This window comes from Streptomyces sp. SudanB52_2052 (genome assembly GCF_964272415.1).
In the GTDB taxonomy this organism is placed as follows: domain Bacteria; phylum Actinomycetota; class Actinomycetes; order Streptomycetales; family Streptomycetaceae; genus Streptomyces; species Streptomyces olindensis.
In genome coordinates, this window is record NZ_OZ186796.1 from 3,989,836 (window position 1) to 4,004,231 (window position 14,396).

Below are 14,396 nucleotides of genomic sequence, written 5' to 3' on the forward strand. Positions count from 1 at the left end.
TCGTCACAGGTGTCGGCGAGGGGCCGCGTGCCAGGTCAGTGCGCGGGTTTGAGCGGCAGCAGGGCACTGATGCGGAATCCTCCGCCCGGGCGCGGTCCGGCGTCCAGGGTGCCGCCGACCATACCGACCCGCTCCCGCATGCCGATCAGGCCGTGGCCCTGGCCGTCGAGACCGCCCTCCTCGTACAGCTCGTGCGGGGCGCCCTTGCCGTCGTCCTCGACGAGCAGGCCGAGGCCGTCGTCGAAGTAGACCAGGCGCACGCTGGCGCCCGCGTTGGGCCCGCCGTGCTTGCGGGTGTTGGTGAGCGCCTCCTGCACGATGCGGTACGCGGTGAGCTCGACGCCGCTGGGCAGGGGGCGCGGGGTGCCCTCGACCTTGAAGTCGACGGGCAGTCCGGAGCCGCGGCACTGCTCGACGAGGTCCTCGATCTGCCGCACGTCGGGCTGCGGCACGTACTCGCCGGCCTCCTGGTGCTCACCGGTGCGCAGCACGCCGAGCAGGCGGCGCATCTCGGCGAGGGCCTGGCGGCCGGTGGAGGAGATGGTCTCCAGGGCCTTCTTCGCCTGGTCGGGCGCGGCGTCCAGGACGTAGGCGGCGCCGTCGGCCTGGACCACCATCACCGAGACGTTGTGCGCGACGACGTCGTGCAGCTCGCGGGCGATGCGGGCGCGTTCGGCGGCGACGGCGACCTTGGACTGCGCCTCGCGCTCCTTCTCCAGGCGGGCGGCCCGCTCCTCCAGCTGGGCGAAGTAGGCGCGCCGGGTGCGGATGGAGTCGCCGAGCACCCAGGCCAGGGCGAAGGGCACGGTCATGAAGACCGTCAGCACGATGTTGCCGGCGACGGACGTCTGGTCGTTCGGCCAGCGCATCTGGGCCAGGGGGGCGGCGCACAGGCCGGCGCCCAGCGCGAAGCGGGAGGCCCAGCGCGCGCCCTCCGCGGCGACCGTGTAGACGATCACCAGCAGGGCGAAGTCCGCCGGGCCGATCTCCACGTCGGTGATCAGCTGGGCCACTCCCACCGCGGTCCCGAGCAGCAGCATCTTCTCCGGCATCCGGCGGCGCAGCGCGATCACCAGGCAGAGCAGCAGGGTGAGGGGGACGGCGAGAGCAGGGGAGCCGTACCCGCCCGCCACTCCGCCCACCAGCGACATCCCGAGGAGGACGACGGCCCAGGTGCCGTCGACCCACATCGGGTGCCTGCGGAGGAAGTCATAGAGGCGCTGCACGTAACCCAGCGTAGGGAAGCGGGATAGGTGCAGGGGTCAACCGGAGGACCGATCCGCGTCCGGCGCGCGTACTCCGCAAGGTGGAGTTGCGTTCGTTGTGTCCGCATAGCCTGGCCCGGTGACAGCGGGTGCGAGGGACGAGTGGCGAGGGTGGCGTGCCGCGGCGCGCGAGGCGCTGTACGGGCCGGGCGGCTTCTACCGGCGGGCCGAGGGGCCGGCCGGGCACTTCCGTACGTCCGTGCACGCGTCGCCGCTGTTCGCCGGGGCCGTGGCGCGGCTGCTGTGCCGGGTCGACGAGGCGCTGGGACGGCCCGCGGCGCTGGACTTCGTCGACATGGCGGCCGGGCGGGGCGAGCTGGCCGCCGGGGTGCTCGCCGCGCTGCCCGCCGAGGTGGCGGACCGCACGCGCGCGTACGCCGTCGAAGTGGCCGGGCGGCCCGCCGGGCTCGATCACCGGATCGAGTGGCTGGCCGCGCCCCCCGAGGGGACGACTGGACTGCTGTTCGCCAACGAGTGGCTGGACAACGTGCCCGTGGAGGTCGTGGAGGTGGACGCCGCGGGCACGGCCCGGCTGGTGCTGGTCCGCGCGGACGGGACCGAGCGGCTCGGGGAGCCGGTCGGCGGGGCGGAGGCCCGGTGGCTGGAGCGCTGGTGGCCGCTGCCCGCTGAGGCGGGGCTGCGGGCCGAGATCGGGCTGCCCCGCGACGAGGCCTGGGCCGCGGCGGTCGCGACCGTCGGCCGGGGGCTCGCGGTCGCCGTGGACTACGCGCACACCGCGGACACGCGGCCGCCGTTCGGGACGCTCACCGGTTTCCGGGAGGGCCGCGGGACCACGCCCGTGCCGGACGGCTCCCGCGACATCACCGCGCACGTCGCCCTGGACGCGTGCGCGCTTCCCGGCGGGCGCGTGCTCCGGCAGCGTGAGGCACTGCACGCCTTGGGCGTGACCGGCGCACGCCCCCCGCTCACGCTGGCGTCCACCGACCCCGCCGCCTACGTACGCGCCCTCGCGGGCGCCGGGGAGGCCACCGAGCTGACGGCGGCGGGCGGTCTCGGCGACTTCGGCTGGCTGGTGCAGCCGGTCGGGATCGCGGACCCGCTCCCGGCGTGAGCGCCTACTTGTCGATGTCCCCGACCACGAAGAACATCGATCCCAGGATCGCCACCATGTCCGCGACCAGCGTCCCCGGCAACAGCTCCGTCAGCGCCTGGATGTTGTTGTACGAGGCCGAGCGCAGCTTCAGCCGGTACGGGGTCTTCTCGCCCTTGCTGACCAGGTAGTAGCCGTTGATGCCGAGGGGGTTCTCGGTCCACGCGTACGTGTGCCCCTCGGGCGCCTTCAGGACCTTCGGGAGCCGCTGGTTGACCGGGCCGGGCGGCAGGTCGGCGAGCCGGTCGAGGCAGGCATCGGCCAGGTCCAGCGCGTTGTGCGTCTGCTCCAGCAGGCACTCGAAGCGGGCGAGGCAGTCGCCCTCCTGCCGGGTCACGACCTTCAGGGTGTCCTGGAGTTCGCCGTAGGCGAGGTACGGCTCGTCCCGGCGCAGGTCGAAGTCGACGCCCGAGGCGCGGCCGATCGGCCCGCTGACGCCGTAGGCGTGCACGGCCTGCGGGCTGAGGACGCCGACGCCCCGGGTACGGCCGCGGAAGATCTCGTTGCCGAGCACGAGGTCGTCGAAGCGGTCCATCCGGGAGCGCACGTCGGCGACGGCGGTCCGCGCGCGTGCGGTCCAGCCGGCCGGCAGGTCCTCCTTGAGGCCGCCCACGCGGTTGAACATGTAGTGCATGCGCCCGCCGGAGATCTCCTCCATGACGTGCTGGAGTTCCTCGCGCTCCCGGAAGGCGTAGAAGATCGGGGTGATCCCGCCGAGTTCCAGCGGGTACGAGCCGAGGAACATCAGGTGGTTCAGCACCCGGTTCAGCTCGGCGAGCAGCGTGCGCAGCCACACCGCCCGCTCGGGGACCTCCATGCCGAGCATCCGCTCCACCGCGAGGACCACGCCCAGCTCGTTGGAGAACGCCGACAGCCAGTCGTGGCGGTTGGCGAGCATGATGATCTGGCGGTAGTCGCGCGCCTCGAACAGCTTCTCCGCGCCGCGGTGCATGTAGCCGATCACCGGCTCCGCGTGCGTGATGCGCTCGCCGTCCAGGACGAGCTTCAGCCGCAGCACGCCGTGCGTGGACGGGTGCTGGGGCCCGATGTTGAGCACCATGTCGGTGCTCTCCGCGGCGCCGCCGATTCCGACCATGGTCTCCGTCGTAGGAGTCATGGACACAGTCTCCCCTACGTACCCTGACCTCATGGAGACGGGGAGCCCGCACGAGGCGGGGCCGACGGGGGCCGGGAACGCGGCCGGCGCGGCGGGGGCAGAGGACACGGCCGGGACACCGACAGCGGACGGGCCGGAGTCGGCGGAGCTGCCGGGCGCGCCAGGGCCGGCGGGAGCGGAGGATACGGCTGGGTCGCCGACAACAGACGGGCCGGGACCGGCGGAACCACCGGACGCGCCGGGACCAGCCGGAGCGGAAGACACGGCCGGATCACCGACAACAGACGGGCCGGGACCGGCGGAACCACCGGACGCGCCGGGACCAGCCGGAGCGGAAGACACGGCCGGATCACCGACAACAGACGGGCCGGGACCGGCGGAACCACCGGGCGCGCCGGGACCGGCCGCCGCGACCCGCGAGACCGTGCCGCCGGGCACCAGCACGGCGGCCGAGGCCCGCTCGGAAGACGACGAGCCCGTCTGGATCGCCCTGCCTCCCGGCCTGCTGAGGATGCGGCGGCTGCTGCTGGTCGTCTGGCTGGGGGTGATCGCCCTGGCCGCCGGGCTGCTGCCGGGGCTGTTCGCCGGGCCCGGCTGGGCCGCGTTCGCCGTCGTACCGCTGGCGCTGATGGCCTGGGGCTGGGTGATGATCGACCGCAACTGGCGGTCCTGGCGGTACGCCGAGCGCGCCGACGACCTGCTGATCAGCCGCGGCGTGCTGTGGCGCGAGGAGACGGTCGTGCCGTACGGGCGGATGCAGCTCGTCGAGGTGACCTCCGGGCCGGTCGAGCGGCACTTCGGGCTGGCCAGCGTGCAGCTGCACACCGCCGCCGCGGCGACCGACGCCACCATCCCGGGCCTGGACCCGGCCGAGGCGGAACGGCTGCGCGACCGGCTCACCGAGCTCGGCGAGGCCCGATCGGCGGGCCTGTGACGGCGCCCGGGGCCGCCGAGGCCACCCCCGCCGACGGCGGGCCCGCCGAGCGGCGGCTGCACCCCGTCACACCGCTGCGGCGGGCCTGGGCACCGGTCGCCGTGGTCGCCGGCTGGGCCGTGCACGATCCCGACGGGGCGCAGCGCCACCTGGCCCGGCTGACGACGACCACGCTGCTGATCGGCCTCGCCGTGATCGTCCCGGCCGCCGCCCTCTACGGCTTCTGCTCCTGGTGGTTCACGCACTTCGCGGTGACCGAGACCGAGCTGCGCATCCGTACCGGACTGGTGTTCCGGCGCACCGCGCACATCCGGCTGGAGCGGGTCCAGGCCATCGACATCACCCAGCCGCTGCTCGCCCGGGTCGCGGGCGTCGCCAAGCTGAAACTCGACGTCATAGGGACCGACAAGAAGGACGAACTGGCCTTCCTCGGCGCGGACGAGGCGCGGGCGCTGCGCGCCGAACTGCTCGCGCGGGCGGCCGGGTTCGCCCCCGAGACCGCGCACGAGGTCGGCGAGGCCCCGTCCCGGCAGCTGCTGCGGGTGCCGCCCCGGGTGCTGGCCATGTCGCTGGTGCTGAGCGGGGCGACCTGGGGGTCGCTGGCCGCGGCGCTCATCGTGCCGCCGGTGCTGTGGGTGGCCACGGAGAGCGTGTGGACGGTGCTGGCCACGGCCCTGCCGCTGCTGGGCGCGGCGGGCGCGAGCAGCGTGGGGCGGTTCGTCGGCGAGTACGACTGGACGGTGGGCGAGTCGCCCGACGGGCTGCGCCTCGACCACGGCCTGCTGGACCGGGCCCACGAGACGGTGCCGCCGGGCCGCGTGCAGACCGTGCGGATCGTGGAGCCGTTGCTGTGGCGGCGGCGCGGCTGGGTGCGTGTGGAGCTGGACGTGGCGGGCTCGTCCAACTCGGTGCTGGTTCCGGTCGCTCCGCGCGAGGTCGCGGAGGCCGTCGTCGCGCGCGTGCTGCCCGGGGTGACCGTGCCGGAGCGCGCGGCCCTGTCACCGTCGCCGCGCCGCGCCCGCTGGTGCGTGCCGCTGTGGTGGCGGGGGTACGGACTCGCCGTCACCGACGCGGTGTTCGCGGCGCGGTCGGGGCTGCTGCGACGGAGCCTGGCGCTGGTGCCGCACGCCAAGGTGCAGAGCGTACGGATGACGCAGGGCCCCTGGGAGCGGGCCCGGGGCGTGGCCGACGTGCACGTGGACACGGGCGCGAACAAGACGGTGACGGCCCGGCTGCGGGACGCGGCCGAGGCGCGCGAGTTGCTGGCGGCACAGGCGGAACGGTCCCGCACCGGGCGCAGGGACGCGCGGCCGGACCGCTGGATGGCCTGACATTCCAGGGTCAGGAAACCGCGCTGCGCAGCCCCTGCACGTCGATCTGCTCCGTCTCGTCGTGCGCCGTCAGGTCGATGACCTGGCCGATCCCGCGCGACTCCTCGTCCACCGGCTTGAACCGGGCCTCGGTCTCGGCCTTGTGCAGGGCGAGGGCCTCCTGGCCGACGACATCGGCGAGGTCCTCGTTCTGCACGGCCTCCAGGGCGGCCCGCGAGGTGCCCTTCTTGGTGCCGAAGAAGTCGAACCCGCCCTCGGTCAGGGGGCGTCGCACCGGCGCCTGCGGCGCGACGGCCACGGCGGTCGGGACGGTGTAGTGACCGGAAACCGCCGGTGCGGCCTGGACGGCCTCCGGGAGCCGCTCGCCGCCGGCTTTCTCGGCCACGGCGGCCCGCTCGGCGGTGACGGCAGCCTGCTCGGCGGTGACGGCAGCCTGCTCGGCCACAACGGCCTGTTCGGCGGTGGCGGCAGCTTCCTCGGCCACGGCAGCCCGCTCGGCAGCGGCGGCAGTGGCGGCAGCGATCCCGGCGGTGGCGGCGGTCGCGTGCTCATGCCCGTCGACCGCCTCGGACTGCCCCTGCGGCTCGTCCTCCGGGGCCTGCTCCCGCTGCTCCGCCGGCTCCTGCCGCGGCTCCCGCGCGGGCTCCGCGTCCTCGCCCTTCGGCACGCCGTCGCCGTCGCCGCCGCCGTCCGGGTCCGGGGCCGTCTCGGCGTCGAACCGGGCGAGCGCGGCAGCGGCCCGCACGAACAGCCGGGAGCCCTCGGGCGAGAACACGGCGGGAACCGCGGGCTCGTCCTCGACGGTGAGAGGCGCCCCGTCCGGCCCGGCGGTGTCCGCCACCCCCGCGGGCAGCGCCGCCCGGACCGGAGCCGTCGCCTCTATCTCGAGCACCCGGCGCTCCTCCAGGACGCTCGCGCGCTCGGTCTCCGACGTGGCGTACCGGCGCAGCAGCGCGGCGTGCTCGTTGCGCAGCCCGGCCAGTTCGGTGCGCTTGGCGCGCAGCCGCTGCTCCAGCTTCGCGCGCAGCTCGCGGGACTCCTCGAGGTCGGCCTCCAGTTCGGCGACCCGTTCCTCGAAGCGCCACTCGTCGCTCGCACGCGCGCGCGTGAGGTCGGCGACGCGCTTGCCCGCCTGGGTGTCCCAGCGGCGCAGCACGACCGCGCCGACGACCGCCGTCGCCGCGGCGGCCGCGGCCAGACCGCGGAGCACCATCGGCTCCGTGAACACCCAGGGCCCCAGGGCGCAGACGAGGGAGACGCCTGCGATCGCCGAGGGGGGCAGCAGCCTGTGCAGGGGCGGGGAATGGCGATGACGTCCACGTGGCATGGCCAGAAACTTACCGCGCGTAGGCGAATCGTGGTGACCCACCCCGCAAAAACAAAGCCACACCAAGAGACTCACACGGCATCAGAACTCGGCAAGAAGCGGAATCAACCGTTCATGGGCCGGGGCACCGACTACACCGACTTCCGCAACAATTCCCAAGATCATTTTCCACGGCCGTCCAGGCGCTCGCTCATCCACTCCAGCGTCGCCGGAATCTCACGCCGCCAGGTGTTGAAGTTGTGCCCGCCGCTTTCCAGGATGATCGACGAGATCCGCGTCAGTCCGGTGTCCTTCACCCGCTCTATGAACTTCAGCGTGTCCTTGTAGTTGGACTCGCCCAGCTTGCTGCTGGTGACCAGCAGCGAAGTGTCGGGCGCCGGCATGTGCTCGAGATACCACCACAGGTCGGCGCGATTGCGCAGCCCCTTGTCGCCCTGGAAGAGATCACCGGTCGTGGCGTCGATCGGTGCCTTGTAGTACGCGGACAGGCCCGCCCCGGCGGCGTACACACCGGGATGGTGCAGGGCGATCTTCAAGGCGCAGTAGCCGCCCGTCGAGTTGCCGATGATGCCCAGGCCGCCCGGCTTTTCGGTGACCCGGTAGTGCGTGCGCAACGCCTCGGGCAGATCCTTCGCGAAGAACGACTCGGTCTGCGGACCGCCCGGGATGTCCACGCACTCCGTGTCCCGGGGCGGCGCCACCGTCGGCCGCAGCATCACCAGGATCATCGGCTTCGCCCGGCCCGCCCGGGCCAGTTCCAGGGCGGTGCGCGGATAGTGGAGCTTCTCCACCAGCGCCGACGCCGTGCCCGGATACCCGGTCAGCACGACGGCCGCGGGGAACCGGTGGGTGCGGTACCGCGGCTGGAAGTACTCCGGCGGCAGATAGACGTACGCGGGCGTCGCGATGCGGGTCGTACGGCCCACCAGGTCGACCTGCTGGATCCGGCCCCCGGCCTGGGGGCGCGCCCCGCCCGCCCCCGGCACCCTCCGCGAGCCGACCACCTCCAGCGGGCCCTCGCCCGGGGTGTGGTCCACGACCACGCCCTGGTCCTTCTCCTGCCCGAACAGGTCCGCCCAGCTCGCGTAGAACCCGAAGGCCTGGTTGGCGGCCAGGCCCACCGCGGCGAACAGCGCCAGCTGCGTGGCCAGCAGCAGGCCGACGCGTCCGCCCACGGCCGGCCAGCTCCGCCGGGCCAGTCGTGGCCACAGCCAGACCGTGCCGGCGAACAGCAGCACGGCGGACAGCACCGCCAGCGCCAGCACCTTGTTGCTCGTGAGACCCATGGGTTGGTTACCTGCTCGCGCTCTCCGTCCGGCCCCGCCCGCGATCACACCTTCGCTCGGGCTTGTCCCGGACTTTCCTCGGCCTTTGAAACGGCTTTGACGTGGGGAGTGAACCTCTCCCCCCGAGACACCGTCCTAGAGGGCGCAATGTCGCCGGATGCCCGAATCGGCACCGGATCCAAGGTCTCTCGCAGAACTACGGGATGCGATGTCTGTCAGGACAGATGAGGAAATGTCGGGTGAGGTTCCGAGTCGCCGAAGCGGCGCGGCCGGTACGGGCCGGACGAGCCGGGTGCGCCGCCTGCTGCGCGGACCGCGCCCCGAGGCCGTCCCCCTCCTCGTCGGCAGAGCCTGTGCCCTCGTGGGCCTGCTGGACATCGCAGCGGGCGTCTTCCCGCGCTTCCGGCACAGCCGGATGCACGCCATCGCCGAGGTCCTGCCCGGCGCGCTCGGCCCGTTCGCGGCCGCGCTGTCGCTGAGCACCGGTGTGCTGTTGCTGCTGCTCGCCCACGGCCTCAAGCGCGGCAAGCGCCGGGCCTGGCGGGCGGCCGTGGCCCTGCTGCCCGCCGGCGCCGTCGCGCAGTTCACCTACCGCCACTCGATCGTCGGCGTTCTCATCTCCCTGGCGCTGCTGGCTCCCCTGCTGCGCCACCGCGACCAGTTCGACGCCCTGCCCGACCCGCGCAGCCGCTGGCGGGCGCTCGCCAACTTCGTGCTGATGAGCGCGGGTTCGCTCCTGCTGGGCCTGCTCATCGTCAGCGTCCACGGTGAACGCATGCTCGGCGACCCGAGCCTGGCGGACCGCATCACCCACGTCATCTACGGCCTGTTCGGTTTCGAGGGCCCGGTCGACTACCAGGGCAACACCTCCTGGACCGTCGCCTTCTCGCTCGGCGCCCTCGGCCTGCTCACCGCCGTCACCACCATCTACCTGGCCTTCCGTCCCGAACACCCGGCCGCGCACCTCACCGAGGAGGACGAGGCGAAGCTGCGCGCCCTGCTGGACAAGCACGGCGGTCGCGACTCCCTCGGCCACTTCGCGCTGCGCCGCGACAAGGCCGTCGTCTTCTCCCCCAGCGGCAAGGCGGCCGTCACCTACCGCGTGGTCTCCGGCGTGATGCTCGCCAGCGGCGACCCCATCGGCGACGTCGAGGCCTGGCCCGGCGCCATCGAACGGTTCATGGACGAGGCCAAGGCCCACTCCTGGACCCCCGCCGTCATGGGCTGCTCCGAGACCGGCGGCGAGGTGTGGACCCGCGAGACCGGGCTCGACGCCCTCGAACTCGGCGACGAGGCGGTGGTGGACGTCAAGGATTTCTCGCTCGCCGGCCGCGCGATGCGCAACGTGCGCCAGATGGTCAAGCGCATCGAGCGCGCCGGTTACGAAACCCGGGTCCGACGTGTCCGTGATCTCGGCGAGGCCGAACTGGAGCGCATCCGGCGCGCCGCCGACGACTGGCGCGGCACCGACACCGAGCGCGGCTTCTCCATGGCCCTGGGCCGGGTCGGCGACCCCGCCGACGGCGACTGCCTCATCGCCACCGCCCACAAGCAGGACGACCACCCCGACCACCCCGGCCCCTACGGCGACCTGAAGGCGATCCTGCACTTCGTGCCCTGGGGCACCGACGGCGTCTCCCTGGACCTCATGCGCCGCGACCGCTCGGCCGACCCCGGCATGAACGAACTGCTCATCGTGGCCGCCCTCCAGGCCGCCCCCAAGCTCGGCATCGAGCGGGTCTCCCTCAACTTCGCCATGTTCCGCTCGGCCCTGGCCCGCGGCGAGAAGATAGGCGCCGGTCCCGTACTGCGCGCCTGGCGCGGACTGCTGGTCTTCCTCTCCCGCTGGTTCCAGATCGAGTCGCTGTACAAGTTCAACGCCAAGTTCCAGCCGCGCTGGGAGCCCCGCTTCGTCGTCTACCGGGCCTCCGCCGACCTGCCCCGCATCGGCTTCGCCGCCATGCAGGCGGAAGGTTTCGTCAACCTGGCCCTGCCCCTGCCGCGCTTCCTGCGCCGCCGACGCCCGGCGAGCCGCCGCCCCTGCGCCCACGGCACCACCACGGAACGCAGCGTCCGGGCGGCGTGACCCGGACCGTCCCGGCGGGACCGTCACCCGAGCCGCGGCGCCTGACGGCCCCTGCCGGGGCCTACGCTGAACATATGAGCAACCAGAGCGGACGCGGGCGCGTGGCGGGCCTACCGGAATGGGACCGCTGCGCGGTCATGGGAGTCGTGAACGTCACCCCCGACTCCTTCTCCGACGGCGGCCGCTTCTTCGACACCACGGCCGCCGTCAAGCACGGCCTCGACCTGGTCTCCGAGGGCGCGGACCTGGTCGACGTCGGCGGCGAGTCCACCCGCCCCGGCGCCACCCGCGTGGACGAGGCCGAGGAACTGCGCCGCGTCATCCCCGTCGTCCGCGGCCTCGCCTCCGAGGGCGTCACCGTCTCCGTCGACACCATGCGCGCCTCCGTCGCCGAGCGGGCCCTCGCGGCCGGCGCCGCCCTCGTCAACGACGTCAGCGGCGGCCTCGCCGACCCCCGCATGATCCCGGCCGTCGCCGACGCCGGCGCCCCGTTCGTCGTCATGCACTGGCGCGGCTTCCTGGAGGGCGGCAACGTCCGCGGGGTGTACCGGGACGTCGTCACCGAGGTCGTCGACGAGCTGCACGCGCGCGTGGAGGCCGTCCTCGCGGGCGGCATCGCCCCCGACCGCGTCATCGTCGACCCCGGCCTCGGGTTCTCCAAGGACGCCGAACACGACCTGGCGCTCCTCGCGGGCCTCCACCGCGTCCTCGGCCTCGGCCACCCGCTGCTCGTCGCCGCCTCCCGCAAGCGGTTCCTGGGCCGCGTCCTGGCCGGCCCGGACAGCCCGCCCCCGCCCGCCCGCGAACGCGACGCCGCCACCGCCGCCGTCTCCGCGCTCGCGGCGCACGCCGGCGCGTGGGCGGTCCGCGTGCACGAGGTCCGCGCCACCTCCGACGCCGTGCGCGTCGCGCGCGCCATCGAGGGAGCACGCACCGGCGCAGAGGGAGCCCGGTGAGCGCCCCGCACACCGACGTCGAGCAGGTCGAGGCCGCCAACACCGCCTTCTACGAGGCACTGGAACGGGGCGACTTCGAGGAACTGGCGTCGCTCTGGCTGACCCCCGCCGACCTGGGCGTCGACGAGACCTACCACGACCCGGCCGACACCGGCGTGGTCTCCTGCGTGCACCCCGGCTGGCCCGTGCTCACCGGCCGCGGCGAGGTCCTGCGCTCGTACGCCCTGATCATGGCCAACACCGACTACATCCAGTTCTTCCTCACCGACGTGCACGTCTCGGTCACCGGTGACACCGCTCTGGTCACCTGCACGGAGAACATCCTCAGCGGCGGCCCCGCCCCCCAGGGCGAGGACGAGGAGCTGGGCCCGCTCGTCGGGCAGCTCGTGGTCGCCACCAATGTGTTCCGGCGCACGCCCCAGGGGTGGAAGCTCTGGTCGCACCACGCTTCCCCGGTCCTGGCCGAAACCGACGAGGACGAGCAGGACGACACCCCCGCCTGAGTGGGTAGTCGCCAGGTAGTGGTGGGAATCACGGGGCCGCGGGTATGGGCGGCTACCAGCCCGTGAGCCGCCGGGTTCCCCGAGGGAAACGCCGGATGAATCCTGCCGGGCCCGGACCCCGTGGCCCGGCCCCGTCCGGGCTCGCAGGTAGATTCGACCGAGGCCGGGTGTGCCGCCCGCACACGGCACCCACCGGCCGAGACCGACGATTGCAGGAGTGATTCGCGTGGATCGTGTCGCGCTGCGCGGCCTGAAGGCCCGCGGGCACCACGGTGTGTTCCCGAGGGAACGCGAGGAGGGCCAGACCTTCATCGTGGACCTCGTCCTCGGCCTGGACACCCGCCCGGCCGCGGCCGACGACGACCTGGCGAAGACCGTGCACTACGGCATCGTGGCGGAGGAGGTCGTGGCCGTCGTCCAGGGCGAGCCCGTCGACCTCATCGAGACGCTCGCCGAGCGCATCGCCCAGGTATGTCTGAAGCACGAGGGGGTCCAGCAGGTCGAGGTCTGCGTCCACAAGCCGGACGCCCCGATCACGGTCCCCTTCGACGACGTGACCGTCACCATCACCCGGAGCCGAGTATGACTGCACCCTTCCTCAAGGGCCCCAGCGACCCGACCGTACAGCCGGTACCCGCCTCCGTCGTCGAGAAGGTCGACGCCGCCGACACGACCCTGTCCAACCCGAAACGGGCCGTGGTCGCCCTCGGCTCCAACCTCGGCAACCGCCTGGAGACCCTCCAGGGCGCCATCGACGCCCTGGAGGACACCCCCGGCGTCCGCATCAAGGCCGTCTCCCCCGTCTACGAGACCGAGCCCTGGGGCGTGGACCCCGGCAGCCAGCCCTCCTACTTCAACGCGGTCGTCGTCCTCAAGACCACCCTGCCGCCCTCCTCGCTCCTGGAGCGCGCCCACGCGGTCGAGGAGGCCTTCCACCGCGTCCGCGACGAGCACTGGGGCCCCCGCACCCTCGACGTCGACATCGTCTCGTACGCCGACGTCGTCTCCGACGACCCGCAGCTCACCCTCCCCCACCCCCGCGCCCACGAGCGCGCCTTCGTCCTGGCCCCCTGGCACGACCTGGACCCCGAGGCGCAGCTCCCCGGCCGCGGACCGGTGGCCGGTCTGCTGGACGCCGTCACCCGCAATGGTGTCGCGCCGCGCACCGACCTGGAACTCCGGCTGCCCGAATAGCCGTTAAGGTCAAGACGGCCGCGAACCGCGCCGGACCGACCGGGGGGAACCGAAGGGACACCGTGAGAGAGCTGCGCATCAGGCTGCTGGCCGGAGTCTTCGTCGTGGCCGGAGTGCTGTCCTGGGCGGGCGCCCGCCTGTGGAACTCGGTGGGCACTCTCCCGAGCGTCCCCCTGGCCGCCCCCATCGTCCTGGCCCTGATCGCCGTGGTCCTGCTGGCCACGGCGCTCTCGCTGCGCGCCCGCCTCAAGGCCCAGCGCGAACGGCAGCCCGACGCCAAGGGCGTCGACCCCATGATGGCGGCCCGCGCAGTCGTCTTCGGCCACGCCAGCGCCCTGGTCGCCGCCCTCGTCTCCGGCATGTACGGCGGCACCGGCGTCTTCCTGCTGGAGTCCCTCGACATCTCCGCCCGCCGCGACCAGGCCATCTACGCCGGCTTCTCCGTCGTCGCGGGCATCGGCGTGATAGCGGCGGCCATCTTCCTGGAGCGCGTCTGCAAACTCCCGGAGGACGACGAGCACGACGGCGCGGGGGCCGCCCCCGCCGCCTGAGAACCGCGTCGGCGCCGGGTCAGCGCGCCATGATGAGGCTCATCGCCTCGTTGCGGGTCGCGAGATCGCGCAGCTGGCCCCGCACGGCCGACGTGATGGTCTTGGCGCCGGGCTTGCGCACCCCCCGCATCGACATGCACATGTGCTCGCACTCGACGACGACGATCACGCCGCGCGGCTCCAGGATCTGCATCAGGGAGTCGGCGATCTGCGTGGTGAGTCGTTCCTGCACCTGTGGACGCCGCGCGTACACGTCCACGAGCCGGGCCAGCTTCGACAGCCCCGTGATCTTGCCCTCGGCCGACGGAATGTAGCCGACGTGCGCGACTCCGACGAACGGCACGAGGTGGTGTTCACAGGAACTCAGGACCTCGATGTCCTTCACCAGCACCATCTCGTCGTGCCCGAGGTCGAAGGTCGTCGTCAGGACGTCCTCCGGCTTCTGCCACAGGCCCGCGAATATCTCCTTGTACGCCCGCGCCACCCGCGCCGGTGTCTCCCGCAGCCCCTCGCGGTCCGGGTCCTCGCCGACCGCGATCAGGAGTTCGCGTACGGCGTTCTCGGCGCGCTTCTCGTCGAACTCGCCGATCCGGCCGTCGCCGTCCATCGTCACGGGGTCGGTCATCTGGTGCCTCGTTCCTGTGTCCTTCTCGGGGCAGCCTGCGCGCCGCCCTGCAAACATGGCTGAAAGCCGCGCCCCCCAGGCTAAAACCTGGGGGGCGCGGCATCCATTCC

The 14,396-nt window shown here is 73.1% G+C and carries 14 protein-coding genes; 9 read left to right on the plus strand and 5 right to left on the minus strand.

Annotated features, from left to right (window positions below; translation table 11 throughout):
- Positions 1-35: 35 nt before the first annotated feature.
- Positions 36-1,226: a sensor histidine kinase gene (locus ACSUPV_RS17585; RefSeq protein WP_382615180.1), complete on the minus strand. Its 1,191-nt coding sequence runs from the start codon at positions 1,224-1,226 to the stop codon at positions 36-38.
- 118 nt (positions 1,227-1,344) lie between these two features.
- Here ACSUPV_RS17585 and ACSUPV_RS17590 point away from each other — a divergent pair, with 118 nt between their 5' ends.
- Positions 1,345-2,337, plus strand: coding sequence for an SAM-dependent methyltransferase (locus ACSUPV_RS17590; RefSeq protein WP_436947800.1), 993 nt, complete (start codon positions 1,345-1,347; stop codon positions 2,335-2,337).
- A gap of 4 nt (positions 2,338-2,341) precedes the next feature.
- Here ACSUPV_RS17590 and ACSUPV_RS17595 read toward each other — a convergent pair whose 3' ends face one another.
- A complete protein-coding gene (locus tag ACSUPV_RS17595; protein ID WP_037760782.1) occupies positions 2,342-3,493 on the minus strand; it encodes an NADH-quinone oxidoreductase subunit D in 1,152 nt (383 codons plus the stop codon).
- Between the two features lie 424 nt (positions 3,494-3,917).
- Here ACSUPV_RS17595 and ACSUPV_RS17600 point away from each other — a divergent pair, with 424 nt between their 5' ends.
- Positions 3,918-4,427: a PH domain-containing protein gene (locus ACSUPV_RS17600; RefSeq protein ID WP_051648598.1), complete on the plus strand. Its 510-nt coding sequence runs from the start codon at positions 3,918-3,920 to the stop codon at positions 4,425-4,427.
- Positions 4,424-5,758 (plus strand): PH domain-containing protein, encoded by a 1,335-nt coding sequence (locus tag ACSUPV_RS17605; RefSeq protein ID WP_037760785.1) that lies wholly within the window; start codon positions 4,424-4,426, stop codon positions 5,756-5,758. Before ACSUPV_RS17600 ends, ACSUPV_RS17605 begins: the two co-directional genes overlap by 4 nt.
- A 10-nt stretch (positions 5,759-5,768) precedes the next feature.
- Here the strand turns inward: ACSUPV_RS17605 and ACSUPV_RS17610 are convergent, their stop codons facing one another.
- Both ACSUPV_RS17610 and ACSUPV_RS17615 read right to left on the minus strand, forming a co-directional pair.
- A complete protein-coding gene (locus ACSUPV_RS17610; protein WP_436947801.1) occupies positions 5,769-7,085 on the minus strand; it encodes a hypothetical protein in 1,317 nt (438 codons plus the stop codon).
- Between the two features lie 161 nt (positions 7,086-7,246).
- Complete coding sequence (locus ACSUPV_RS17615) at positions 7,247-8,371, minus strand: alpha/beta hydrolase-fold protein (RefSeq protein ID WP_031115886.1); 1,125 nt, start codon at positions 8,369-8,371, stop codon at positions 7,247-7,249.
- Positions 8,372-8,603: 232 nt separating this feature from the next.
- Between ACSUPV_RS17615 and ACSUPV_RS17620 the strand changes: the two genes are divergently transcribed.
- The 6 genes from ACSUPV_RS17620 to ACSUPV_RS17645 all read left to right on the plus strand — a co-directional run bounded on the left by ACSUPV_RS17620 (position 8,604) and on the right by ACSUPV_RS17645 (position 13,661).
- Positions 8,604-10,457, plus strand: a complete 1,854-nt coding sequence (locus tag ACSUPV_RS17620) for a phosphatidylglycerol lysyltransferase domain-containing protein (RefSeq protein WP_037760792.1) — start codon at positions 8,604-8,606, stop codon at positions 10,455-10,457.
- Positions 10,458-10,531: 74 nt separating this feature from the next.
- Positions 10,532-11,413, plus strand: a complete 882-nt coding sequence (folP, locus tag ACSUPV_RS17625; RefSeq protein WP_031115888.1) for a dihydropteroate synthase — start codon at positions 10,532-10,534, stop codon at positions 11,411-11,413.
- Positions 11,410-11,916, plus strand: coding sequence for a nuclear transport factor 2 family protein (locus tag ACSUPV_RS17630; protein WP_031115889.1), 507 nt, complete (start codon positions 11,410-11,412; stop codon positions 11,914-11,916). Before folP ends, ACSUPV_RS17630 begins: the two co-directional genes overlap by 4 nt.
- Positions 11,917-12,142: 226 nt before the next feature.
- The gene (gene folB / locus ACSUPV_RS17635) at positions 12,143-12,502 is read left to right on the plus strand and encodes a dihydroneopterin aldolase (protein WP_031115890.1); all 360 of its coding nucleotides are present in this window, start codon (positions 12,143-12,145) and stop codon (positions 12,500-12,502) included.
- Positions 12,499-13,110 carry a 2-amino-4-hydroxy-6-hydroxymethyldihydropteridine diphosphokinase gene (gene folK, locus ACSUPV_RS17640; protein WP_037760798.1) on the plus strand — a complete coding sequence of 204 codons (612 nt, stop codon included), beginning with the start codon at positions 12,499-12,501 and terminating at the stop codon, positions 13,108-13,110. Before folB ends, folK begins: the two co-directional genes overlap by 4 nt.
- A 62-nt stretch (positions 13,111-13,172) precedes the next feature.
- Positions 13,173-13,661 (plus strand): DUF3180 domain-containing protein, encoded by a 489-nt coding sequence (locus ACSUPV_RS17645; protein WP_031115892.1) that lies wholly within the window; start codon positions 13,173-13,175, stop codon positions 13,659-13,661.
- Between the two features lie 19 nt (positions 13,662-13,680).
- On the opposite strand, the gene folE is transcribed toward ACSUPV_RS17645, so the two are convergent.
- On the minus strand, positions 13,681-14,286 hold the full coding sequence (gene folE / locus ACSUPV_RS17650) for a GTP cyclohydrolase I FolE (RefSeq protein ID WP_031115893.1): 606 nt from the start codon (positions 14,284-14,286) through the stop codon (positions 13,681-13,683).
- Between the last annotated feature and the right edge of the window lie 110 nt (positions 14,287-14,396).